Origin of the sequence: Rhodococcus sp. ZPP (assembly GCF_017656075.1) — a bacterium.
Taxonomy (GTDB): domain Bacteria; phylum Actinomycetota; class Actinomycetes; order Mycobacteriales; family Mycobacteriaceae; genus Rhodococcus_F; species Rhodococcus_F oxybenzonivorans.
Genome location: NZ_CP058638.1, coordinates 6,316,949 through 6,338,504, shown reverse-complemented (window position 1 = coordinate 6,338,504; position 21,556 = coordinate 6,316,949). Strand labels below are relative to the sequence as shown.

Annotated in this window: 21 protein-coding genes and 1 pseudogene; 6 read left to right on the top strand and 16 right to left on the bottom strand. The window is 65.8% G+C overall.

Going from position 1 to position 21,556, the window contains the following annotated elements; all coding sequences use genetic code 11:
* Nucleotides 1-26 precede the first annotated feature (26 nt).
* The gene (locus HYG77_RS29210) at nt 27-1,454 is read left to right on the top strand and encodes an APC family permease (RefSeq protein ID WP_208961347.1); all 1,428 of its coding nucleotides are present in this window, start codon (nt 27-29) and stop codon (nt 1,452-1,454) included.
* A gap of 4 nt (nt 1,455-1,458) precedes the next feature.
* Here the strand turns inward: HYG77_RS29210 and HYG77_RS29205 are convergent, their stop codons facing one another.
* From HYG77_RS29205 to dxr, 6 genes are all read right to left on the bottom strand, one after another.
* On the bottom strand, nt 1,459-1,764 hold the full coding sequence (locus tag HYG77_RS29205) for a hypothetical protein (RefSeq protein WP_208961346.1): 306 nt from the start codon (nt 1,762-1,764) through the stop codon (nt 1,459-1,461).
* Nucleotides 1,765-1,935: 171 nt separating this feature from the next.
* Nucleotides 1,936-3,750 (bottom strand): penicillin-binding transpeptidase domain-containing protein, encoded by a 1,815-nt coding sequence (locus HYG77_RS29200; RefSeq protein WP_208961345.1) that lies wholly within the window; start codon nt 3,748-3,750, stop codon nt 1,936-1,938.
* 53 nt (nt 3,751-3,803) lie between these two features.
* A complete protein-coding gene (locus HYG77_RS29195) occupies nt 3,804-4,640 on the bottom strand; it encodes a GNAT family N-acetyltransferase (protein WP_109330903.1) in 837 nt (278 codons plus the stop codon).
* Between the two features lie 93 nt (nt 4,641-4,733).
* Nucleotides 4,734-5,891 (bottom strand): flavodoxin-dependent (E)-4-hydroxy-3-methylbut-2-enyl-diphosphate synthase, encoded by a 1,158-nt coding sequence (gene ispG / locus HYG77_RS29190; RefSeq protein WP_109330905.1) that lies wholly within the window; start codon nt 5,889-5,891, stop codon nt 4,734-4,736.
* Between the two features lie 41 nt (nt 5,892-5,932).
* On the bottom strand, nt 5,933-7,153 hold the full coding sequence (locus HYG77_RS29185; RefSeq protein ID WP_208961344.1) for a site-2 protease family protein: 1,221 nt from the start codon (nt 7,151-7,153) through the stop codon (nt 5,933-5,935).
* 6 nt (nt 7,154-7,159) lie between these two features.
* Nucleotides 7,160-8,317: a 1-deoxy-D-xylulose-5-phosphate reductoisomerase gene (dxr, locus tag HYG77_RS29180; protein WP_109330909.1), complete on the bottom strand. Its 1,158-nt coding sequence runs from the start codon at nt 8,315-8,317 to the stop codon at nt 7,160-7,162.
* A gap of 120 nt (nt 8,318-8,437) precedes the next feature.
* Between dxr and HYG77_RS29175 the strand changes: the two genes are divergently transcribed.
* Nucleotides 8,438-8,707, top strand: coding sequence for a DUF2631 domain-containing protein (locus HYG77_RS29175; protein ID WP_201453466.1), 270 nt, complete (start codon nt 8,438-8,440; stop codon nt 8,705-8,707).
* Nucleotides 8,708-8,791: 84 nt separating this feature from the next.
* Here the strand turns inward: HYG77_RS29175 and rlmN are convergent, their stop codons facing one another.
* Nucleotides 8,792-9,901, bottom strand: coding sequence for a 23S rRNA (adenine(2503)-C(2))-methyltransferase RlmN (gene rlmN / locus HYG77_RS29170; RefSeq protein ID WP_109330913.1), 1,110 nt, complete (start codon nt 9,899-9,901; stop codon nt 8,792-8,794).
* A gap of 114 nt (nt 9,902-10,015) precedes the next feature.
* On the opposite strand from rlmN, the gene HYG77_RS29165 reads away from it, so the two are divergent.
* Both HYG77_RS29165 and HYG77_RS29160 read left to right on the top strand, forming a co-directional pair.
* Nucleotides 10,016-10,429: a lipopolysaccharide assembly protein LapA domain-containing protein gene (locus HYG77_RS29165; protein ID WP_109335174.1), complete on the top strand. Its 414-nt coding sequence runs from the start codon at nt 10,016-10,018 to the stop codon at nt 10,427-10,429.
* Nucleotides 10,430-10,512: 83 nt separating this feature from the next.
* Entirely contained in the window at nt 10,513-11,367 is an 855-nt protein-coding gene (locus HYG77_RS29160) for an aldolase/citrate lyase family protein (protein WP_204164767.1), read from the top strand.
* Here HYG77_RS29160 and HYG77_RS29155 read toward each other — a convergent pair whose 3' ends face one another.
* From HYG77_RS29155 to rpsB, 6 genes are all read right to left on the bottom strand, one after another.
* Entirely contained in the window at nt 11,368-12,078 is a 711-nt protein-coding gene (locus HYG77_RS29155; protein WP_208961343.1) for a class I SAM-dependent methyltransferase, read from the bottom strand. It abuts the gene before it with no gap.
* Between the two features lie 10 nt (nt 12,079-12,088).
* Complete coding sequence (locus HYG77_RS29150; protein WP_208963561.1) at nt 12,089-13,012, bottom strand: phosphatidate cytidylyltransferase; 924 nt, start codon at nt 13,010-13,012, stop codon at nt 12,089-12,091.
* 34 nt (nt 13,013-13,046) lie between these two features.
* Nucleotides 13,047-13,604, bottom strand: coding sequence for a ribosome recycling factor (gene frr, locus HYG77_RS29145; protein WP_109330917.1), 558 nt, complete (start codon nt 13,602-13,604; stop codon nt 13,047-13,049).
* Between the two features lie 33 nt (nt 13,605-13,637).
* A complete protein-coding gene (pyrH, locus tag HYG77_RS29140; RefSeq protein WP_109330919.1) occupies nt 13,638-14,366 on the bottom strand; it encodes a UMP kinase in 729 nt (242 codons plus the stop codon).
* A 173-nt stretch (nt 14,367-14,539) separates the two neighbouring features.
* Nucleotides 14,540-15,367: a translation elongation factor Ts gene (gene tsf / locus HYG77_RS29135; protein ID WP_208961342.1), complete on the bottom strand. Its 828-nt coding sequence runs from the start codon at nt 15,365-15,367 to the stop codon at nt 14,540-14,542.
* Between the two features lie 113 nt (nt 15,368-15,480).
* Nucleotides 15,481-16,359, bottom strand: coding sequence for a 30S ribosomal protein S2 (gene rpsB, locus HYG77_RS29130; protein WP_208961341.1), 879 nt, complete (start codon nt 16,357-16,359; stop codon nt 15,481-15,483).
* A 382-nt stretch (nt 16,360-16,741) separates the two neighbouring features.
* Here rpsB and HYG77_RS29125 point away from each other — a divergent pair, with 382 nt between their 5' ends.
* Complete coding sequence (locus tag HYG77_RS29125; RefSeq protein WP_230990245.1) at nt 16,742-17,215, top strand: M23 family metallopeptidase; 474 nt, start codon at nt 16,742-16,744, stop codon at nt 17,213-17,215.
* 9 nt (nt 17,216-17,224) lie between these two features.
* Here the strand turns inward: HYG77_RS29125 and HYG77_RS29120 are convergent, their stop codons facing one another.
* Together HYG77_RS29120 and HYG77_RS29115 are read right to left on the bottom strand one after the other, a co-directional pair.
* Complete coding sequence (locus HYG77_RS29120; RefSeq protein WP_244373296.1) at nt 17,225-18,298, bottom strand: MinD/ParA family protein; 1,074 nt, start codon at nt 18,296-18,298, stop codon at nt 17,225-17,227.
* A gap of 75 nt (nt 18,299-18,373) precedes the next feature.
* The gene (locus HYG77_RS29115; RefSeq protein ID WP_109335179.1) at nt 18,374-19,300 is read right to left on the bottom strand and encodes a tyrosine recombinase XerC; all 927 of its coding nucleotides are present in this window, start codon (nt 19,298-19,300) and stop codon (nt 18,374-18,376) included.
* Nucleotides 19,301-19,385: 85 nt separating this feature from the next.
* Here HYG77_RS29115 and HYG77_RS29110 point away from each other — a divergent pair, with 85 nt between their 5' ends.
* On the top strand, nt 19,386-20,555 hold the full coding sequence (locus tag HYG77_RS29110; RefSeq protein ID WP_109330925.1) for a multidrug effflux MFS transporter: 1,170 nt from the start codon (nt 19,386-19,388) through the stop codon (nt 20,553-20,555).
* A 15-nt stretch (nt 20,556-20,570) separates the two neighbouring features.
* Here the strand turns inward: HYG77_RS29110 and HYG77_RS29105 are convergent.
* A pseudogene (locus HYG77_RS29105) lies at nt 20,571-21,354 on the bottom strand (siderophore-interacting protein).
* Nucleotides 21,355-21,556 lie beyond the last annotated feature (202 nt).

Genomic DNA, 21,556 nt, shown 5'->3' with positions numbered 1-21,556 from the left:
GCGCGCGCAGCGAAAGGCGGTGGGTCATGGGATCGACAACGGATTCGAACGCGTCGAGCTCGAATGCGTCCGGTGCGAGTTCTTCCGAGCAGCCGAGCCTGAAGCGGGTCATGGGTCCCGGTCTGCTTCTGTTGTTCATCGTCGGCGACATCCTCGGAACCGGCATCTACGCGCTGACCGGCAAGGTGGCGAACCAGGTCGGTGGCGCGGTGTGGTTGCCCTTTCTCATCGCCTTCCTCGTCGCCATCGTCACGGCCTTCAGCTACCTCGAACTCGTCACCAAGTTCCCCAAGGCAGCGGGCGCTGCGCTGTACACACACAAGGCTTTCGGGGTGCACTTCCTGACGTACATGGTGGCTTTCGCCGTGATGTGCTCCGGCATCACGTCTGCCTCCACAGCGTCGCGTGCCTTCGCGGCCAACTTCGTCGAAGCCTTCGATCTCGATTTCACCACCGGAATCGGGATCACCCTCCTCGGTCTCGCGTTCATGACGCTGGTGGGAATCATCAACTTCCGTGGGGTCAGCGAGAGCGTCAAAACCAATGTGGTTCTCACGTGCATCGAGCTGTCCGGGCTTCTGATCATCATCATGATCGGTCTGTGGGCACTCGGCGTGGGCGACGGTGACTTCTCCCGGGTCGCCACGTTCGACACCGGTGAGCGGTCCGCGGTCGGTGCTGTGATCGCGGGTACCGCGCTCGCCTTCTTCGCGATGGTCGGTTTCGAGGATTCGGTCAACATGGCCGAGGAGTGCAAGGAACCCAGCCGGATCTTCCCCAAGGTGTTGCTGACGGGACTTCTCGTCACGGGGGCGATCTACGTGTTCGTCTCCATCACGGCTATCGCCCTGGTACCGGTGAGCGACCTCGGCGAAGGTGACACACCACTGCTCAAGGTGGTGCAGGCCGGCGCCCCCGGCTTCCCTATCGGGATCTTCGCCTTCATCACCATGTTCGCGGTCGCCAATACCGCATTGATCAACATGCTGATGGCAAGCCGGCTGCTGTACGGAATGAGCCGCGAGAAGGTACTCCCTCCTCCGTTCGGGAGAGTGCACGCCCGCCGCCGCACCCCGTACGTGGCCATCGTCTTCACCACGCTCGTCGCGTTCGGCTTGATAACGTTCGTCGGTGAGGTGCCCGAACTCGGCGGCACCACCGCCCTGCTCCTGCTGTGCGTGTTCACGATTGTGAACATCACCGTGCTGGTACTCCGGAAACAGCCCGTGGAGCACAAGCACTTCCGGGTTCCGACGATTCTCCCGATCGTCGGCACCCTGACGTGCGGGTTCCTCGTCACACCCTTCGCCGACCGTCCGATCGTGCAGTATCAGATCGCCGGCGTGCTACTCGGGATCGGCGTCGTCCTCTGGGCGGGCACAGTGCTCGTGAACAAGAGGCTCGGAAAAGGCGGCCCGGAACTCGATCCCGAAAAGCTCGCCGAACACGAGTAGCGCGTCAGAGATCATCCCTCAGAAGGCGGGCGTTGCGGACGCTGACGCAGGGCACCCCACGGGCCCTCGCCTGCTGCATCGCCATGGCTTCCACCGGGGTGCAGAGCCCGTCGAGGACGTCTTCGGTGGCGATGACGCACAGGACGTCTCCTTCGCAGGAGCTGATCGACGCGATTCCGCGGCCCGACGGCCACTCCTTCATCGCGAGCCACTGAGTCAATTCTGTGCCTGGGTCCGGATTGCCGACGAACAACACTGTGCGGACGCCATCCGATGCGTCCACCCGAGTTTCTTCCGAGACGAGTGTCATGTGTGAAAGTTCCTGTCTGCGTAGTCTCTTCGATCCCGCGGTTGCGAAAATCTTCTGCCACCCACTATGGGCGCTCCCGGCGGCGGTGTCTGTCCCCCGAACGGGTCCCTGAACCGACTACACCTGCGTCCCCCGATCGGCCGATGGCGCCTCGGCGACACCGGCGCAGGGTCAATACCCTTCGGGCAACGCTGCAAACATGTCTCGGGTGACGGCGACCGCATTGTCGGAACTCCCGCCCCGGACCACCAGCGTGGCGAAGGCGAGATCACCTCGATAACCGACGAACCAGGCGTGCGAGCCGCCCTCGACCTCGGCCTCCCCCGTCTTTCCGTATACCTCGCCCTGATCCTCGATCCGTTCAGCTGTGCCACTGGTCACCACGAGCCTCATCATCGAGCGCAGCCCCTCGACCATGTCGGGGCTGATCGGCGGATGGTCACCCTCGATGACGGTCTCGCGTCCGGCGATCAACCGCGGAACGGGAGTCGAACCGTGCGCGATCGTCGCCGCGGCCAGGGCCATTCCGAACGGACTGACCACGACCTTGCCCTGGCCGAAGCCGTCCTCTGTTCGTTGCACCAGCTCTTCGGCCGGCGGAACGGAGCCGGAATCGGTCGGCAGGCCCACGACCTGGTAGTCGGGGCCGATCCCGTATTGCGACGCCGCGACCGTCAGCGCGTCCGGCTTCATCTCACTGGCCAGTTTCGCGAACGAGGTGTTGCACGAACGGGCGAATGCCGTGGCCATCGGCACGGTGCCCAGCGCGAACTCGTTGTAGTTGGGAACGCTGCGCTCCCCGATCTCGATACGTCCCGGACACGGCACCATCGTGTCGGGGCTCGCGATCCCCGAAGAGATGGCTGCCCCGGCGGTGATGATCTTGAACGTCGATCCCGGAGGGTAGAGACCTGTCAGGGCGACCGGCCCGTCCCGGTCTGCCGCCTTGTTCTGCGCCACCGCGAGAACGTCTCCGGTCGACGGCTGGATCACCACCATCATGGCCTGGTCGGTCCTGGCGTCGACGGCGTTCTGCGCCGCAACCTGAATGGGCCGGTCGAGGCTGATCGAGAAGGACGGGGAGGTCTGCGGCGGGGTCTCGGTGAGGACATCCGTGTCGACGCCGTTCTGGTTGACGGTGACCACGCTCCACCCGGCCTTGCCGTCGACCTCGTCGATCACCGTCTTCTTCACCTGTCCGACGAGGTCCGGGGCGAAAGTGCGATCCGTGGCCACCAGGTCCGCCTCGTCCGAGACACTGACTCCGGGAAGGGCACCGAGGACGCCCGCGACCCGCTCGTAGTCTTCGGACCGCAGTCGGGTGACGAGGTAGTCACCCTCGACCGCCGTCGCGGATTCCGCGATCGACTGCGCAGTGAGCGTGTTGTCGAACGGGGAGAGCGCGGCGGCAAGCCCCTGCGCCGTGGAGATGACGTTGCCCGACTCCCCGGCGTCGAATTTGACGCGGTACACGACGCCGGGAACCAGAACATCCGAGCCGGAGTGCTCGTTGACGCGAGCGCGGGGAGCCGCAGTCGACCGGAGCGACATCGTCTGCCGGTCGCCGAGCCGAGGGTGGATGTTGGTGGAGCTCCACCGGACCGCCCACTCCCCGTTCCGGCGCCCCATATGCAGCTCACCTGAGTAGGTCCATACCCGATTCTTCGGCAGATGCCATTCGTAGGCGTAGCCGACGGTGGCCGTGTCTCCGTTGATGTCCACGTCGGTCGTCTTCGCCTCGAGCGACTCCGCCTGCAGCGACTCCCAGGCCGACTCGAGAACTCGTTGAGCATCGTCGGGCCGATCGGACAGTTGTGCGGCCTGCTCGGAATCGCGGTCGGCGAAGGCGGTGAGAAATGCCTCAGCGGCGGGCGCGGGGCCGTCGGGCTTCGGTGTGCACGCCGTCGAGCCGAGGATCAGCGCGGCCGCGCCGCCGAGGGCGATGGCCCGCACGACGCGGAATCGAGTGGTTGGCCAGAGGTTCATCGCCGCTCATGGTATGTCTCCGACCACCGTCGGCACGGTAGGCGGCCAGCGAGTCAGTCCAGGAGAATTGTGGCGAACGTCGCGACTTGGCTGAAACCGATGCGTGCGTACGCACTGCGGGCCACAGTGTTGAAGCTGTTGACATACAGACTGGCGATCCGGCCGTCGGCGATGACGGCCTCGGCCACGGTTGCCGTTCCCGCGGCTCCGAATCCTTGCCCTCGATACATCGGGTGGACCCAGACGCCCTGGATCTGTCCCACCCGCGACGACACCGACCCGACCTCGGCCTTGAAGATCACCTGTTCGTCCTCGAACCGGGCCCAGGCTCGGCCGGCGGCGATGAGATTGGCGACCCGGCGTCGGTACCCGCGACCGCCGTCATTGGCGCGGGGGTCGACGCCGACTTCCTCGATGAACATGGCCACGGCTGCGGGAAGGTACTGCTCGAGTTCGTGCATCCGGACTTGGCGGACGAGCGGATCGGGGCGGCAGTGCGGCTTGCCGGCCAACGCGAGGAGGGGCTGGTCGGCCCGGACCTCGCGAGCGGGGCCCCAGTCCATTTCCAGCATCTCCCACAACGGCAGTGTCAGCTCGGCCCGGCCCACCAGCGACGAACACATGCGGGGCGTCCGGCAGGCTCGGTCCGCGAACGCGCGCATGTCGTCGACGCTGCCGCGAAGCGGAACGAAGTTGGCACCGGAGAAACACAGAGACTCGAGCGGGCCCCCTCGACTCCACAACTCCCCGTGGATCATCCGCGGATCGACTCCGCATTCTTCGACGCGCGCGGCGACCATGCAGGCGGCGACAGGATCGGCGTCGAGAACGCGGAGCACATGTGCCGCGTCTCGACTGCTCAACTGTTTGGCACCGAGGAGCTTGAGCATCTACCCAACCTTGTCAGCTAGTGGTTCTGCCCACCAGATTGCCACGAACACGCCAGAAACGGGAGACGTTTCGATGCCCAAGGGGCGGGCGGGTCAGCTGACGGTCACGACGGGGGACCCGGCCGACGCGTCACCCTCCATCTCTTCCGCGATGCGCATCGCTTCCTCGATGAGCGTTTCGACGATCTGCGCTTCCGGCACAGTCTTGATCACTTTGCCCTTCACGAAGATCTGGCCCTTGCCGTTTCCGGAGGCCACTCCGAGGTCTGCCTCGCGGGCCTCGCCGGGACCGTTCACCACGCAGCCCATGACGGCAACGCGCAGCGGGATTTCCATGCCTTCGAGCCCGGCGGTCACTTCGTCGGCCAACGTGTAGACGTCCACCTGGGCGCGCCCACAGGAGGGGCACGACACGATTTCGAGCTTGCGCGGGCGCAGGTTCAGTGATTGCAGGATCTGCGTTCCGACCTTGATTTCCTCAGCGGGCGGCGCCGACAGCGATACCCGGATGGTGTCGCCGATGCCCTCGGAAAGGAGCGCACCGAAGGCGACGGCCGACTTGATCGTTCCCTGGAACGCCGGACCGGCCTCGGTCACGCCCAGGTGCAGGGGGTAGTCGCACTGCGCTGCCAGCTGACGGTAGGCCTCCACCATGATCACCGGGTCGTTGTGCTTCACCGATATCTTGATGTCGCCGAACCCGTGTTCCTCGAACAGCCCGGCTTCCCACAGAGCCGACTCGACGAGCGCTTCCGGCGTCGCCTTGCCATACTTCTGCATCAGCCGGGGGTCGAGCGACCCGGCGTTGACTCCGATGCGGATCGGAATGCCTGCCTCACCGGCCGCCTTGGCGACTTCCTTGACGCGTCCGTCGAACTCCTTGATGTTGCCCGGGTTCACGCGCACCGCGGCGCACCCCGCCTCGATGGCCGCGAAGATGTAGCGCGGTTGGAAGTGGATATCGGCGATAACCGGGATCTGGCTCTTCTTCGCGATAGTCGCGAGTGCGTCGGCGTCCTCCTGGCGTGGGCAAGCGACTCGGACGATGTCGCAGCCGGACGCGGTGAGTTCGGCGATCTGCTGGAGGGTCGCGTTGACGTCGTGGGTCTTCGTGGTGCACATCGACTGCACGGACACCGGAAAATCGCTGCCGACGCCGACTGTCCCGACCTGCAGTTGGCGGGTCTTGCGGCGGGGCGCGAGAACGGCGGCCGGGCCTTCGGGCATACCCAATCCGACAGGGCTGGTCACGTGGGTGCCTTCTTTCGTAGCTTCAGGTCCGAGTTTAGCGATCACTGGAAGAGCTTGATCGGGTTGACGATGTCGGCGGTGAGGGTGAGCAGCATGTATGCGCCGCCGATGACGATCACGACATAGGTCACGGGCAGCAACTTCAGGTAGTCCACGGGGCCGCCTCGGGGCAACCCTCGCCTGCTCCGGAACCAGTCGCGAATTCGCTCGTAGAGCGTCACTGCCATGTGTCCGCCGTCGAGTGGGAGCAGCGGGAGCATGTTGAACATGCCGAGGAAGAAGTTGAGGCTCGCGAGGAGGAGAACGAACGCTTCCCAGATCCCCTGTTCGGCGATCTGGCCGCCGATCACGCTCGCGCCGTACACGGAGATCGGTGTCTCCGGGTCCCGTTCCCCGCCGGTCACGGCGTGCCACAGGTCGACAGCCTTGCTCGGCATCTGCACCAGGCGTTCGGCCGTCATGACGAACATGTCACCGGTGAATCCGAAGGAGGCCGGGACCGCGGACACCGCCGAATGCTCGACGACGGCCGGGGGCGCGGCGATGCCGACAGCACCGACGGTCGCCTCGTGCGGTTGGCTCTCCCCCTCCTCCAGAACCCACCGCTGCACCTGCTGGACCGGAACGACGACGGTCTGCTCGGTGCCGTCCCGTTCGATCGTGAAGTCCACTGCACCCGACAGCGGTCGCGTTGCGGCGGCGACGTCCGCGAAGGTAGGCGTCTCCTTGCCGTCCACCGCGACGATGATGTCGCCCGCCCGGATACCTGCCTCCTCGGCGGGACCGGTACCGGTGCACGGAGACAGTGCGTAGTCGGGAGCGGGCCCCTGGGTGGCGGCCACACAGCCCACCGCACCGACCTCGGCATGGCTGGGCCGGTTGAGGTCGGGCAGACCCCACCCGACGGCAAGGACGTACACCAGGACGAGACCGAGTAGGAAGTTCATGCCGATGCCGCCGGACATCACGACGAGGCGTTTCCAGGTCGCCTTCTTGTACATCGCCCGGTCTTCTTCGTCCGGCGCGAGTTCGTCGAGGGCCGTCATTCCCGCGATGTCACAGAAGCCACCGAGCGGCAGGGCCTTGAACCCATACTCGGTTTCACCGCGGCGGAAGGAGAAGATTCTGGGGCCGAAACCGATGAAGTATCGACGGACCTTCATGCCGGTGGCCTGAGCCACCCACATGTGACCCGCTTCGTGAAGCGCGATCGACAGTGCGATTCCGAGGGCGAAGAGAACAACGCCCACTGCGAACACCATGCAGTTCTAGCCTTCCTGCTTGACGAGCTGACGTGCTCGGTCACGCGCCCAGCCGTCGGCGGCCAGTACGTCCTCCACGGTAGCCGGTGGCGCCGCCCACTCGTCCGCCTCGGACAGCACGGCGGCGACGGTGCGGACGATGGCCGGGAATCGGATGATCCCGTCCAAGAATGCCTGAGCCGCGACTTCGTTGGCAGCGTTGTAGACGGCGGTGAGGCAACCGCCACGCCTGCCGGCTTCCCGCGCGAGGTCGACAGCAGGGAAGACCGCCGAGTCGAGTGGTTCGAAGTCCCAGCGGGAGGCGCTGGCGAAATCGCACGGGGCGGCAGCTCCTGCGACCCGGTCCGGCCAGCCGAGCGCGAGCGCGATCGGCAGCTTCATATCGGGCGGGCTGGCCTGTGCGAGCGTGGAGCCGTCGGTGAAGGTGACCATCGAGTGCACGATCGACTGCGGGTGAACCGTGACGTCGATGCGGTCGTACTCGATCCCGAACAGCAGGTGGGTCTCGATCAATTCGAGTCCCTTGTTCACCAGCGTTGCGGAGTTCAACGTGTTCATCGGGCCCATCGACCAGGTGGGATGGGCGCCGGCCTGCTCGGGAGTGACCGAGTCGAGTTGCTGAGCGGACCATCCCCGGAAGGGACCACCCGAGGCCGTGAGAACGAGGCGGGACACCTCATCTGCACTGCCTCCCCGCAGGCACTGGGCGAGCGCGGAATGTTCGGAGTCCACGGGCACGATCTGGCCGGGGGCCGCGGCGGCGGTGACAAGCGGCCCGCCCGCTACGAGGGACTCCTTGTTCGCGAGCGCGAGCCGCGCGCCGGACTCCAGCGCGGCCAGGGTCGGTTCCAGACCCAGGGAGCCGACGAGGGCGTTGAGGACGACGTCCGCTTCGGTGTTCTTCACCAGTTCGGTGACCGCGCCCGGACCGCTCAACACTCCCGGCCGATCGAGTGTGGCAGCGGCCCGCGGATCGGCGACTGCGACGGATGTCACACCTGTTTCGGTGATCTGCCGTGCCAGAAGGTCGACATTCGCACCACCGGCGGCGAGGCCGACAACGGAGAACTTGCCGGGGTTGGCCTCGATCACCTCCAACGCCTGGGTGCCGATCGAACCTGTGCTGCCGAGCAGCAGGACGCGGGTGGGCCTGGTTTCATCCACCCACCCATTGTTCCTGATCGAACAGCGGTCGCCCGCCATGGATGGCCCCGGTACATACGACGGACGGTCGTATGTCACGATATGGCGAGTAGCGCAACCGAATCTGCAGGAGGATCGATCGTGGCCGGTACCCAGTTGGAGCCCTCGTCCAGCGACCCCGTCGTGGCCGCACACGTCGATACGGCCGAGGTCCCGTCGGCGGCATGGGGCTGGAGTGGTGAAGCGCCCAAGACGTTCCGCTTCCTCGGCTGGTTCTTCGCGCTGTTCCTGCTGCTGATGATCATCGGTAACCACACCGGCCGGGTCGAGGACCTGTGGCTGGTCGGCTGCGCAGGCCTCATGGTCGTCGTCCTGGTCCGCGACATTCTCCAGCGGCGCAAGCCCCGGTAAACTCCCGCTTTCCACGAAACCCCTCGCCCGAAGTCCTCGGCGAGGGGTTTTCGCGTGCCTGTTGTCGCTACTCGTGGCGGCGAATCAGTTTTCGGCGGCGAGTTGGCCGCACGCCGCGGCGATCTCCTGCCCCCGGGTGTCCCGCACCGTGCAGGACACACCTTGCGCGATGACGCGGCGAACGAATTCCTTCTCCACCGGCTTGGGGCTGGCATCCCATTCGCTGCCGGGTGTGGGGTTGAGCGGGATGAGGTTCACGTGCACGAGGGGACCGAGAGCCTTGCGCAGCTTCTTGCCCAGCAGGTCCGCTCGCCAGGGCTGGTCGTTGACGTCCCGGATCAAGGCGTACTCGATCGAGACGCGTCTGCCCGACTTGTCCGCGTAGTAGCGGGCGGCATCGAGGACCTCGGCAACCGACCACCGGTTGTTGACAGGCACCAGGGTGTCGCGCAGTTCGTCGTCGGGTGTGTGCAAGGACACCGCGAGGGTTACGCTCAAATCCTCGTCGGCGAGCTTGCGGATGGCAGGCGCCAGTCCCACCGTCGAAACCGTCACCGAACGCTGCGACAACCCGAGGCCCTCGGGGGGCGGGGCAGTGATACGACGCACTGCCGCGACGACCCGCTTGTAATTGGCGAGCGGCTCCCCCATACCCATGAACACCACATTCGACAGGCGCCCCGGACCTCCGGCAACCTCACCGTCGCGCAGGGATGCGGCCGCGGCCCGCACCTGGTCGACGATCTCGGCAGTCGACAGGTTGCGTTGCAGACCGCCCTGGCCGGTCGCGCAGAACGGACACGCCATTCCGCACCCGGCCTGACTCGAGATACACAGGGTCGCACGGTCGGGGTATCGCATCAGAACACTCTCGAGAAGTGTTCCGTCGTTCGCCTTCCACAGAGTCTTCCGGGTATCTCCACCGTCGCACGCCAGATGTTTGACGGGTGTCAGCAGCGTCGGGAAGAGGGCGGCCCCCACCTGCTCCCGGACCGCAGCCGGAAGATCGGTCATTCTCTCCGGATCCGCCTCCAAGCGCGCGTAATACTGCCGGGCCAGCTGGTCGGCACGGAAACCGGGCAGACCCAGTTCCTGGACGACCTTCCGGCGTTCGGCGGAGTCGAGGTCCGCGAGATGCCGGGGCGGCATCCCGCGCCGGGGCGCGGTGAACACGAGGGGGAGCGAGACAGCCATAGTTTTCCCATTGTCCCATTGATTCGGGGGCCGATGTCGCGCGGATACGTGATCGACGCCATTCCGCCGTCCGATGCGGGTGCAGAACCGCGCCGAGTGGGTGAAGATCGAGTTATGTCGACAACACCGGACGACCCCTCGCATTCCCCTACGGATGTCCCGGCCGGCGGTGGCCCAGTCGGCGGGCCCACGCCTGGCGATCCGCCCTACCCGGACACCACCCACCCAGGACCCCAGCATCCGGACGTCGCACGGAAGAAGGGCATCAGACACACCCGGGCGGGCGCGACCTGGACCGGCCTCGTCATCGGAATCATCGTTCTCGTACTGCTTCTCGTGTTCATCCTGCAGAACCTCGACAGCGCAACACTCGAACTGTTCGCCTGGGAGTTCACGCTTCCGCTCGGCGTGTCGTTGTTGCTGGCGTCGATCGCCGGCGCCGTGATCATGGCCCTCGCCGGGGGAATCCGGATCATCCAGATCCGGCGAGCGGCAAACCGGCAGCAACGCCTGAACACTAATTACTGACTGAACAATAGTTACGCAAGTGGATCGGCTCGGCGCCGACCGCGCATGATGGTTGTCGTGGATATCACCGGAACGGTACGACTGTGAAGGCCGACATGGAGACGACTGTGGCACCGCGCATCGCTGCCGAACAGGCGCGATCCTGGCTGCTGGTTCCCGCCGGCAAGCCCGAAGGTTTCGAGGCGGCGCATGCGAGCGCCGCGGACGCCGTCATCCTCGACCTCGAGGACGCCGTCACCCCCGACCGTAAGCCTCGCGCGCGCGCCGACGTGGTCGCCTGGCTCGGCGACAATCGGCGGGCGTGGGTCCGCATCAACGATGCAACCACCCCTTTCTGGGCCGACGACCTCGCGGCACTGAACGACGTTCCCGGCCTCGAGGGCGTCATGCTCGCCAAGACCGAGAGTGGAATGCAGGTCGACGCCACCGCCGATCGCCTTCCCGCCGGGACGAAGGTGCTCGCTCTCGTCGAATCCGCCATGGGTCTCGAGGCTGCGCCGGAGATCGCTCGCGCCGAGGCGACTTTCCGGCTCGCCTTCGGCAGCGGCGACTTCCGGCGCGACACGGGGATGGACGATTCGCCGCTGGCCATGGCCTATCCGCGCTCACGGCTGACGATCGCGAGCCGCGCCGCCCGGATCGCCGCACCGATCGACGGGCCTACCCTCGGTTCGGACGTCGAGGCGCTGGCGCGCGCGTCGGCGCTCACGCTGTCGATGGGAATGACCGGGAAGCTGTGCATGACCATCGCTCAGACGGCGTCCGTGAATGATGCGCTCAGCCCCTCCCCCGCCGAAGCCGAGTGGGCGATGGATGTGATCGCCGACCTCGGCGAAGACGGATCGCGGGTACGCGATGGTAGTGACCTGCCCAAACTCGCGAAGGCGAAGAAGATTCACGCGCTCGCGAAGCTGTTCCACATCGCGCCGCGGCGGTAATCACTCGGTGCGCGGTACTTCCAGCCCGGCCGGCTTTCGGCGAATGTGCACGCGGTAGCGCACGTCGACGGCCAGGCCGGGCGTCTGCGCATAGGCTTTCGCGGCCGTGCTTCGGGTGAACTCGATGCCCAGGACTCGGCGCAGCGACTCCCGGTCCGGGAAGAGCCACCGCGTCTGAACCCGGGTCAGGTCGAACCCCTGCGCCGCGAAGAAGGCTTCGACCGCGGCCGGTCTGTAGTGCGGCATGTCGGCACGCATCCATGCACCGTAGGGCTCCGCCGTCGCGTCGAGATCGATGACCGCGAGCACTCCTCCCGGTCGGAGCACCCGCATCGCCTCGAGTATTCCCGGTCCGCATCCTGGGCCGAAGAAGTAGGCGGTTCGGGCGTGCACCAGGTCGACGCTCGAGTCTTCGAGGGGAATCCGCTCGGCCGATCCGGCGAGTATTCGCACGTGGGACAGGCCGGAGACCCGCTGCCGGGCGAGGTCGAGTAGAGGCGGATGCGGTTCGACGCCGATCACCGTGCTCGCTGCTTCGGCAAAGACCGGAAGATGAAAACCGGAACCGCAGCCGATGTCGACGACGGTCTTGCCTTCCCAGTCCAGGGTGGACCGTAGATGCCGGAACAGCGCACCGTCGACGTCCTGCGCCCGGTTCTCGAGCTCGTAGGTGTCGGGCCAGTGCCAGATGTTGGGGCTGGGAATGGTCACGGCCGGTCGGTCACACGAGGACCGTGAGCACCAGCCACGTCACGAACGCCGACGGCAGCACGGAATCGAGACGGTCCATGATTCCGCCGTGTCCGGGAAGAAGGGTGCCCATGTCCTTGATCCGCAGTTCACGTTTCACCTGGGATTCGATGAGGTCACCGAGCGTGGCCGTGACCACCAGGACCACACCGAGCAGTACACCGATCATCGGGTTCTCGCCGAGGATGAGGGTGACCGTGAGCAGACTGCCGATCACGCAGAACAGCAGGGAACCGAAGAAACCCTCCCACGACTTCTTCGGGCTGATCGCCGGCACCATCGGATGCTTACCGAAGAGAACTCCGGCGGCGTAACCACCGACGTCGGAGCAGACCACCCCGATCATGAGGCAGAGCACCCGGCCCGCCCCGTCGTCCTGCAACACCATCAGCACCGCGAACGAGGCCAGAAGGGGAATCCACGCGGCCACGAATACGGTGATCGCCGTGTCCCGCAGGTAATTCCGAGGGGTCGCCTTGAGTCCGTGGTCGAACAGGCGCCACACCATGCACACGAGAGCGGTTCCCGCGAACGCGCTGAGCACACCCTCCGGACCGAATGGCCAGCCCAGCCACAGTACGGCTTGCCCGCCCACGAGCAACGGTATCCGAGGAGCGCTGATGTCCGCTTCCCGCAACCGCTTGGTGACCTCCCAGGTGGCCACGGCCATCGCGACGGACACGACACCGATCCACACCAGTGGTACGTACACGAGTATCAAGATCAGCGAGACACCGAGGCCGACGCCGACAGCGATCGCGGCGGGAAGATTCCTTCCCGCTTTCGATCCTGTGGCCGGGGGCACCTCCGACTGTGCGGGGCGCGTTCCCTCCGACTGCGCGGAAGGCTCGCCCTCGGACGCTGGCCCCCCTGGCGTCCCGTGTTCTGTTGGCACGGTCACTGTCCCCGATCCACTCCTCGTCCCGCGCTCAAACCTCGAGCAACTCGGCTTCCTTGTGTTTCACCAGCTCGTCGATCTGCGCGACGTAACGAGCAGTCGTCTTGTCGAGTTCCTTCTCGGCGCGCCCGACCTCGTCCTCGCCGGCTTCACCGTCCTTCTGGATGCGGGACAGTTCGTCCATCGCCTTGCGGCGGACGTTGCGCACCGACACCTTCGCATCCTCGCCCTTCGCCTTCGCCTGCTTCACGAGTTCACGGCGGCGTTCCTCCGTGAGCTGCGGCACGGAAATGCGGATCAGGTTGCCGTCGTTGGACGGGTTCACGCCCAGATCAGAGTTACGGATCGCGTTCTCGATCGGTCCGAGCTGAGAGGCCTCGTAGGGCTTGACCACCACGAGCCGCGCTTCCGGGACGTTGATGCTGGCCAGCTGCGTGATCGGGGTGAACGCACCGTAGTAGTCGATACCGATGCGCGAGAACATTCCAGGGTTCGCCCGGCCCGTCCGGATGGAACCCAGGTCATCCTTGGCCACCGTGACAGCCTTCTCCATCTTCTCCTCGGCTTCGAAGAGAGCTTCATCAATCACGGCTGTTCCTCCATGTCGTTCTGCATCGATTCGTCATGACTTGACGAGCGTTCCGATCTTCTCACCAGATACCGCCCTGGCAATATTGCCCTCGGTGAGCAGATTGAACACCATGATCGGCATTTCGTTGTCCATGCAGAGACTGAATGCGGTCGCATCGGCCACCTTGAGTCCCTGTTCGATGACCTCGCGGTGGGTGATCTGCGTGTACATCGTCGCGGTGGGGTCGAGATTGGGGTCCGCCGTGAATACGCCGTCGACCGCCTTCGCCATCAGCACCACCTCGGCGCCGATCTCGAGAGCCCGTTGAGCAGCCGTCGTGTCGGTCGAGAAATAGGGCATTCCCATCCCCGCCCCGAAGATCACGACGCGACCCTTCTCCAGATGACGCTGCGCGCGCAGCGGAATGTACGGCTCGGCCACCTGCCCCATGGTGATCGCTGTCTGCACGCGGCTGTCGACGCCTTCCTTCTCCAGGAAATCCTGAAGGGCAAGGCAATTCATCACGGTGCCGAGCATGCCCATGTAGTCGGAACGAGCACGGTCGAGTCCTCGCTGCTGCAGTTCGGCACCGCGGAAGAAGTTTCCGCCGCCTATCACTACCGCCACCTGCACGCCGGACCGCACGACTCCGGCGATTTGTTCGGCGACCTTGGTCACCACGTCAGGGTCCAGGCCGACCTTCCCACCACCGAACATTTCGCCACCGAGTTTGAGAAGGACTCGATGAAATCCTGGACGTTCGCTGGCTGGTTCGGACATTGCTCTCCTCGGTTCATCCGCACTCGTCGGTTCCACTACAGCCGAGCGGACCGACGGGCCGGCTCGACACCTACAGACGGCCATCCTCATCCTGCCTCATCGAGGCAGTGGCGGCACACGTAGACCCCGCCGGGCGAGCGCACTCGTCCGACGGGGTCATACGACTGACACGACTAGCTCGAAGAACCGACCTCGAAGCGCACGAAGCGCTTGATCGCCACGCCGGCCTCGTCGAGGATCGCCTTCACGGACTTCTTGGAATCCTGAACCGAAGACTGCTCGGTCAGCACGACGTCCTTGAAGTACCCGTTGACACGGCCTTCGATGATCTTCGGCAGCGCCTGCTCGGGCTTGCCCTCCGCGCGGGCGGTCTCTTCGGCGATGTGGCGCTCGTTGGCGACGATGTCCTCGGGGACCTCGTCGCGCGTCACGTACTTGGCCTTGAGCGCAGCAACCTGCATGGCTGCGGCGCGAGCGGCCTCGGCCGCAGCGTCGCCTTCGCCGGTGTACTCGACGAGAACGCCAACGGCGGGCGGCAAGTCGGCACTGCGCTTGTGCAGATAGACGGCAACCGGCCCGTCGAAGGACGCAATCTTGCTCAGTTCGAGCTTCTCACCGATCTTCGCGGACTGTTCCTGCACGACGGTGTCGACAGTCTTGCCGTCGAGCTCGAGCGCCTTGAGGGCGTCGATGTCAGCGGGCTTCTCCGCGGCGGCGACCGAAACGATCGACTCGGCCAACTTCAGGAAGTCTTCGTTCTTGGCGACGAAGTCCGTCTCGCAGTTGATCTCGAGCAGGACGCCGTCCTTGGCGACGACCAGGCCCTCGGCCGTGGTGCGCTCCGCACGCTTACCCACATCCTTGGCACCCTTGATGCGCAGCTGCTCGACAGCCTTGTCGAAGTCGCCGTCGGCCTCGGCGAGAGCGTTCTTACAGGCCATCATTCCGGAGCCGGTCAGCTCGCGGAGCCGCTTGACGTCAGCGGCGGTGTAGTTCGCCATGGTGAGCGAGCCTCCTCATATGTCTGTCGGGACGTAAGTCAGGGTAGTACTCGGTGCAGACCGTGAAACGGCCCTGACCACTCGAGCTTCTGGTCAGGGCCGTTGTCATCGGATCAGGCCTCGGTGGCCGGTGCCTCTGCTGCGGGAGCTTCGGCTGCGGGCGCCTCGGCTGCGGGCGCCTCGGCTGCCGGAGCGGCAGCGGCCTCGTCCGCGGGGGTCGCCTGGGACAACAGTTCCTGCTCCCACTCGGCGAGGGGCTCACCGGCGCCGGCTTCGGGCTTCGCGTCCTTGTCGGCGCTCAGTCCGGCACGGGCCTGCACACCCTCGGCCACTGCGGAAGCGACGACCTTGGTGAGGAGCGCGGCACTGCGGATGGCGTCGTCGTTACCCGGGATCGGGTAGTCGACGAGGTCGGGGTCGCAGTTCGTGTCCAGGATCGCGATGACCGGGATGTTGAGCTTGCGAGCCTCGGCAACCGCCAGGTGCTCCTTGTTGGTGTCGACGACCCACACCGCGGAAGGAACCTTGGCCATGTCGCGGATACCGCCGAGGGTGCGGTCCAGCTTGGTCATCTCACGCGTGAGCATGAGGATTTCCTTCTTGGTGCGTCCCTCGAAGCCACCGCTCTGCTCCATCGACTCGAGTTCCTTGAGGCGGAGCAGACGCTTGTGGACGGTGGTGAAGTTGGTGAGCATGCCGCCGAGCCAACGCTGGTTGACGTAGGGCATCCCGACGCGAGTGGCCTCGGCCGCGATGGACTCCTGTGCCTGCTTCTTGGTGCCGACGAAGAGAACGGTGCCACCGTGGGCAACGGTCTCCTTGACGAATTCGTACGCCTTGTCGATGTACGTCAGCGTCTGCTGCAAGTCGATGATGTAGATGCCGTTGCGGTCAGTGAAGATGAATCGCTTCATCTTCGGGTTCCAGCGACGGGTCTGGTGACCGAAGTGCGTGCCGCTGTCGAGCAGCTGCTTCATTGTTACAACAGCCATGGCTGTGTATCTCTCTTTCATTGCCGGTTGATGCACAGCACCGGTGATGCTGTGCCCTGACGCCCGTGACCACCGGAACTCACACCGAGATGCGAGACCAGCCGATGGCCGATAACCTGCGCGGGCGCGCGAAGTCGGACTGTGCGAGCACAGACCGCTCGATCAGTGTACGGCCTCGGCGGCGTTCGCCCTAACCCGCCGTCTCCCGGGCACACACGCGCCCGTCGCGCAAGTGGTGCCCGCGCATCTGTGGATCGACCCGGACCTGTCCACAGATTCCCCGGCGCCGGGTTCGGGCCCCCGGAACTGCGGCATGGTTCCAGCCGTGACGATGATCGGTGCAACCCTTCGGACGCTGGTGTCGGCGGTCGCCGTCGCCACCATGCTGTGCGGCTCGGTCGTCGCCGCCACGCCCGCCGACGCGGTTCCCACCGCGGAGTTCGATTGGCCGCTCCACCCGCGACCACGCGTCGTCCGGGTGTTCGACAATCCGGAGCACGACTGGCTTCCCGGTCACCGCGGCGTCGATCTGGGCGGCGTGCCCGATCAAGCGGTGCTCTCTGCGGGGGAAGGGGTCGTGGTATTCGCCGGCACGGTGGCCGGCAAACCCGTCGTGTCCGTCGACCACCTCGGTGGGCTACGCACCACGTACGAACCGGTCACCGCCCGCGTCACCGCCGGTCTCCGGGTAGGCAGGGGAACCGTGCTCGGCACGCTCGAACCCGGGCACCCGGGCTGCATCGCGCCTGTCGCCGCGTGCCTGCATTGGGGCCTTCGCCGCGACCGCGTCTATCTCGACCCGCTGGGTCTGGTCCGGGTGGCACCGATACGGCTGAAACCCGTCGTTCCGCGGTGATCCGGGGAGCTATCGCCATTCCGCGACGGCGTGCCGGCCAGCCGACTCGGGGAAGTCGTCGGCCACCATCGCTGCCAGTTCGACGAATGCCTGACGTGTCTGCGGTCGCACGAGGTCGAGATCGACGACGGACCCCTCGGCGAGATGCTCGTCGAAAGGCACCACCTTCACAGCCCGGCAGCGCTGCAGGAAGTGATTGGCCAGCTCTGTCAGATCGATTCCGGACGACCCCGGCCTGGCGGCACTGATCACCACGACGGTGCGGGAGACGAGGTGACCGTAACCGTGATGCCCCAGCCAGTCGAGAGTGGCCGCCGCGCTCCGCGCTCCGTCGATCGCGGGCGAGCTGACCAGAACCAACGAATTTGCCAGTTGCAGAACGCCGTTCATCGCAGAGTGCATGATGCCTGTGCCGCAGTCCGTCAAGATGATGTTGTAGTACACCTGCAGGATGTCGATCACGCGGCGGTAGTCGTCCTCGCTGAAGGCCTCGGAGATGGCCGGGTCCTGTTCGCTCGCGAGCACCTCGAGCCGACTCGGCGCCTGCGACGTGTGCGCCCGGACATCCGAATAGCGGCGGATCGTCGGCTCAGCCGCAATGAGATCGCGGACCGTCGAATGGGTCTGAAGAGGTACCCGCTGCGCCAGCGTCCCGAAGTCGGGGTTTGCGTCGACAGCGATGACGCAGTCTCCACGCAAGGACGCGAATGTCGAGCCCAGTCCGATGGTGGTCGTCGTCTTGCCGACACCGCCCTTGAGGGACAGGAACGCTATCCGGTAATCCCCCTGAATCGGTTGACGAATACGGGCGAGGAGTGCGGCGTCGCGCGCTTCCCCCGCGGACTCCCCCGGATTCAGCGTTCCGCCCGTCAGCCGGTGCAGACCCCGCCGCCACCCGCGGGCGGGGGCACGTCGCGGCCGCCTGAGCAGGGCATCCGCCACCAGGTCCTGGTTGCTGATCTGATGCTGGCTCGTCGCCGGAGGGTGTTCGTCCCACGACTGTTGCCCCCACGGATCCGTAGCCGCGGTCCCCCTCGGTGCTTCGCCGCCGTCGTTCAGCCACGCCGGCTGTGGCCCTGTCACATTTTCGCGGTCCACGATTCCCCCGGGATAGTGCAGAAAAACTGCAGATTCGTGGGGCGACGCTACCAAACGGGCTCAGGCGCGGGGATGCGCCTGATCGTGCACGGCGCGCAACCTCGCCACGGACACATGCGTATACAGCTGAGTTGTGGCCAGGCTCGCGTGACCGAGCAGTTCCTGAACCACGCGCAGATCGGCTCCACCTTCGAGCAGATGCGTTGCCGCAGTGTGCCGGAGTCCGTGCGGACCGAGGTCGGGGGCACCGGGCACGGCGGACAGAACCTCGTGAACGGCTGTCCGCGCCTGACGTTGATTCAGCCGCCTCCCGCGCTTCCCGAGCAGCAATGCCTGCCCGGACGACTCGGTCGCCAGAGCCGGACGGCCGATATGCAGCCAGACGTCCACCGCCTCGGCCGCCGGCTTGCCGTACGGCACGGACCTTTCCTTGTCGCCCTTGCCGATCACACGCAGCAGCCGCCGCTCGCGATCCACCGAGCCGAGGTCCAGCCCGCACAGTTCACCGACCCGAATACCCGTGGCGTAGAGCATTTCGACGATGAGGCGATCACGCAGGGCAAGGGGGTCCTGCTCCCGCGCACCCGTTTCTGCGGCGTCCATGGCGTCGGCGGCCTGCGACTGTCGCAGAACCGCCGGCAACGTCCGGTGCGCTTTCGCCGCGCCCAGCCTGGCGCCCGGATCGACCGGGATTCGCCTCGTACGTAACAACCAGGCTGTGAAGTTTCGCACGGACGACGTCCGCCGAGCGAGTGTCGTGCGCGCGACTCCCGCAACGGACTGGCCGGCCAGCCACGAGCGCAGCACCCGGATGTCCAATTCCGCGAGTTGTGCGCCGGGCGCTGTCGACAGCCAGTGGCGCATCAGCGATCTCGCGTCCGCGAGGTACGCCTTCACCGTGTGCGGGGAGCGTCCGCGTTCGAGCCCGAGATGCCGCGCGTACTCGTCGAGTACCGTCTCGAGATGCGGCGGCAAGGCGGTACTCATGGTGGCAAGAGTCGCCGCGCAGGGACGACGAGTCAAGCGGCCGCGCCGGTAGAGTTCATTCGTGCAGCGAACGATCTCCATTCCCATGTTGTGTGTGCTGGCATTACTGTCGGCGATCGCCCCGCTGGCCACCGACATGTATCTCCCCGGACTACCCGTCATGGCGGAGAGCCTGCGCACGTCGGCGCCCAGTGTTCAACTCACACTCACCACCTTCATGGCCGGGCTCGGCATCGGCCAATTGGTGGTGGGTCCACTGTCGGATGGTCTGGGTCGACGACGACTTCTCCTCGCGGCCACGGTAGTCACGACGATCGCAGCGATGGTGTGCGCTCTGGCACCGAGCGTCGAGACTCTGATCGCGGCACGACTTTTCCAGGGCCTCAGTGGTGGCGCCGCGATCGTGCTCGCACGTGCCTGCATTGCGGACCGCGCCCGCGGCGACAACGCCGCGCGGCTCTTCAGCATCATGATGATCATCGGCGGGGTCGCGCCCGTTATCGCTCCGCTGATCGGAGGAGCGCTACTGGGCCCGGTTGGCTGGCGGGGAATCTTCTGGGTGCTCGCCGGCGCAGGGTTCGTGATGGTGCTCGGCGTGCTCACGCTCGTGCCGGAAACACTTCCCGTCGAGAAGAGGCACGCAGGCGGTCTCGCGGCTCTCGCCCGGAATCTCCGGTATGTGGTCGGCAACCGCGTGTATCTCGGCTATGCGTTGACGTTCATCTTCGGATTCGGCGCACTCTTCGCCTATATTTCCGCTTCACCCTTCGTCGTTCAGAACGTGCTCGGGCTCAGCCCCGGCCAGTTCTCTATTGTGTTTGCGATCAATGCTTCGGGCATGGTGATTGCCGCGATCGCGAACACGCGCCTGCTCGGCACGTTCCGCGCCCGTCAGCTGCTCGGGTTCGGGGTCACGGTGCTGCTTGTCGGCGGCACGGTACTGCTCATCGCCGCGACAACGACCGATGCTCCGTCGTGGTGGATGATCCTGGTTCCGTTGTTCGTCTCGGTGGCGAGCCTCGGGTTCGTCATGGGAAATGCGACCGCGCTTGCTCAAGGCGAGGTGACCAAGGCATCGGGAACTGGTTCCGCCCTGTTGGGTGCCGGCCAGTTCGGGCTGGCGGCACTCGTCTCCCCTCTGGTCGGAGTCGCCGGCCCCGCCACCGCGGTCCCGATGGCTGTAGCGATTCCGCTCTCGGGCGCCATCGCGATGCTCGCGCTCATGCTGCTGACGCGGCGGACGCACACGGCGTAACGTCCACCGCGAAAATCAGCGTGCGGCGCCCTCGCTGGCGGCGAGTTCGGACTTCCACACGCGGAAGCCTTCCTCGGTGCGCCCGCGACGCCAGTAGCCGGAGATCGATGCGGAGGAGGCCGGCACTCCGCGCTCGTGTCGCATATAGGACCGCAGATTGTGCATGACGGCCTGGGCTTCGCCGTGGATGAAGACCTGCGGATTGCCTGCCGGACAACCAGTCGGCGTTCTTCACCGCCTCGATAAGGGGCGCGCTGTCTCCGGACGCGTCGTCACCGATTCGGTCTGCTGTGTCACCGCGGTGTATCCACGCTATGTCGACCCCTGCCGGTGCGTCGAAGCCGACCTCGTCTTCCGGTCCTGCCACCTCGAGGAAGACGTACCCCTTCGCCGCCGCGTCGAGCTTCTCGACCGCCGCCGAGATGGCGGGGATCGCGGTCTCGTCGCCGGCGAACAAGTACCAGTCGGCAGCGGTGTCCGGAGCGAAGGCGCCGCCGGGACCCCGAAGCCGCACAGTGTCACCCGCCGTGGCGGCTGCCGCCCACGGCCCTGCGACGCCGGCGTCGCCGTGGACCACGAAGTCGATGGCGATCTCGCGCTCGACAGAGTTCACCGAGCGGATCGTGTACGTGCGGAGCGTGGGCTGTTCGCTGGGGCCGAACTCGAGCTTCGCGTAGGCGTCGGTGAATGCGTTGGGCACAAAGCTGTCGAATCCCGGGTCACCCAGGAAAACGCGAACCATGTGGGGGGTAAGCCACTCGGTCCGGCGGACGGTCAATGTGGCACTCGGCTTGGCCATACGTCACCTCTACACTACACATCAAGTTGGTTAGTCTTACCTAACTACGGTACAGGAGGGGTAACCAACGGCCTCGCACAGCGGGATTCCGACCCGTTCCGAAGAGGATCGGACCCCACTGCTTTCGGCTCTACGAGCCGGACGCAATCAACAAGCTCAACACGTGTGCGACGAAGTTCCGCCACAGATCACCCGCTGATCC

What these genes read in the sequence shown, in the direction of transcription:
- tsf (WP_208961342.1), bottom strand. Translation starts at nt 15,367, where the DNA reads ATGGCGAACTACACCGCCGCTGACGTCAAGCGGCTCCGCGAGCTGACC.
- HYG77_RS29110 (WP_109330925.1), top strand. Translation starts at nt 19,386, where the DNA reads ATGTTGTGTGTGCTGGCATTACTGTCGGCGATCGCCCCGCTGGCCACC.
- HYG77_RS29165 (WP_109335174.1), top strand. Translation starts at nt 10,016, where the DNA reads ATGTCGACAACACCGGACGACCCCTCGCATTCCCCTACGGATGTCCCG.
- pyrH (WP_109330919.1), bottom strand. Translation starts at nt 14,366, where the DNA reads ATGTCCGAACCAGCCAGCGAACGTCCAGGATTTCATCGAGTCCTTCTC.
- HYG77_RS29205 (WP_208961346.1), bottom strand. Translation starts at nt 1,764, where the DNA reads ATGACACTCGTCTCGGAAGAAACTCGGGTGGACGCATCGGATGGCGTC.
- HYG77_RS29200 (WP_208961345.1), bottom strand. Translation starts at nt 3,750, where the DNA reads ATGAACCTCTGGCCAACCACTCGATTCCGCGTCGTGCGGGCCATCGCC.
- HYG77_RS29125 (WP_230990245.1), top strand. Translation starts at nt 16,742, where the DNA reads ATGCTGTGCGGCTCGGTCGTCGCCGCCACGCCCGCCGACGCGGTTCCC.
- rlmN (WP_109330913.1), bottom strand. Translation starts at nt 9,901, where the DNA reads ATGGCTGTCTCGCTCCCCCTCGTGTTCACCGCGCCCCGGCGCGGGATG.
- rpsB (WP_208961341.1), bottom strand. Translation starts at nt 16,359, where the DNA reads ATGGCTGTTGTAACAATGAAGCAGCTGCTCGACAGCGGCACGCACTTC.
- HYG77_RS29195 (WP_109330903.1), bottom strand. Translation starts at nt 4,640, where the DNA reads ATGCTCAAGCTCCTCGGTGCCAAACAGTTGAGCAGTCGAGACGCGGCA.
- HYG77_RS29210 (WP_208961347.1), top strand. Translation starts at nt 27, where the DNA reads ATGGGATCGACAACGGATTCGAACGCGTCGAGCTCGAATGCGTCCGGT.
- HYG77_RS29115 (WP_109335179.1), bottom strand. Translation starts at nt 19,300, where the DNA reads ATGAGTACCGCCTTGCCGCCGCATCTCGAGACGGTACTCGACGAGTAC.
- HYG77_RS29185 (WP_208961344.1), bottom strand. Translation starts at nt 7,153, where the DNA reads ATGGTGTTCGCAGTGGGCGTTGTTCTCTTCGCCCTCGGAATCGCACTG.